Here is a 1131-nt window from a genome sequence, read left to right on the forward strand (position 1 = left end):
TGGTCGGGATCTTCGTGGCCGGCATGGTCGCCGTGGTTCATCTGGCCGTGGCCGCTATGGTCCTCGTGGCCGTTGTTTTCTGGAATTCGAGGTTTCTGTGCCCGCTCCCGGGCGTCTGTCCTGTGATGCGGGGTGTCGAGAAGGAGAACTGCGGCGTCGTCGAGAGCAGGGCTCGCAATTTCGGGTGAGGTGATGTCGGCGCGAACCCGGGGGCCAGGCATCTGCTCCCAGAGACGGTCCACGATTTCTGCGAGTTCGGGCTCGGGCACGCCGCATACCGCGAGCACGTCCGCAGCCGCTGGCGTCCACGCCTGGCGCCAACCTCGGCGCAGCATCTGTTGTTCGAGCTCTACCCGCGTCAGCCATTGGCCCGAGACCTCAACAACGAGGACCCGAGTGGCGCGGACCGCCAGACGGTCGATGATCCTGGTCAGGCCCACCGGAAGACTCCCTCCCGCCAGGCCCACGCCACAGCGACGAGTAGTGCCCCGAGGAAGAGGAACATCTCCACCACGGCCGAGACCCCCTTCTCAGCCACGACCACCGCCCACGGGTACATGAACAGCATCTCGACGTCAAAGGCGAGGAAGACGATCGAGGCGAGATACCAGCGGGCATGGAACCGGGATAGGGCATGTTCCTGGGGCAACCACCCCGACTGGGCAGGAAGCGCTGTCAGCGGATTAGCTAACACACTGACAGCCCGGTGAAGGGCATAGAGGAGGGCCACAGCGAATATTGCTACCAGCGCCATGGCCACGATCCCGTACACGTGATCCGTCCTTCCCAGTCGTTGAAGCAACGAAATTTGCATTCACCGGCGGGGGTAGATGGACCCCTATCGCGAGTCCCCTTCCCGCCACTCTACTGTGTTAAATCAGTGCTGCTCTGCCCTCCGGCGTCACTGAGTAGGTTCGATCTCGCTTTCGACGACCCACTTGTGGTTGGTCATCTCCATGCCATTCATCTCGAAGTCGTGGGCTGTGTCAAGGTTCTTGGACACGGTCTCGGTTGGTTTCGTTGGTCACGCGGCAGCGGTCAAGCCCCGTGGAGTGGTGTAGTGATCGGTGATCCTTCTGTTGTTGGTGTTGGTCAGGCGCTGAGTTCGAGGGTGGTGTCGGCCGCCTCCTC

The 1131-nt window shown here is 62.3% G+C and carries 1 protein-coding gene and 1 pseudogene; both read right to left on the minus strand.

Annotated elements, in window-relative coordinates; genetic code table 11:
• Positions 1 to 440 (minus strand): annotated as a pseudogene (locus AB0333_RS16775) (hypothetical protein); the annotation flags it as partial.
• The gene (locus AB0333_RS16780; protein WP_345354578.1) at positions 431 to 772 is read right to left on the minus strand and encodes an NADH-quinone oxidoreductase subunit A; all 342 of its coding nucleotides are present in this window, start codon (positions 770 to 772) and stop codon (positions 431 to 433) included. The pseudogene AB0333_RS16775 and the gene AB0333_RS16780, both read right to left, overlap by 10 nt.
• Positions 773 to 1131 lie beyond the last annotated feature (359 nt).

The organism is Citricoccus sp. NPDC079358 (assembly GCF_040702545.1).
Taxonomy (GTDB): domain Bacteria; phylum Actinomycetota; class Actinomycetes; order Actinomycetales; family Micrococcaceae; genus Citricoccus.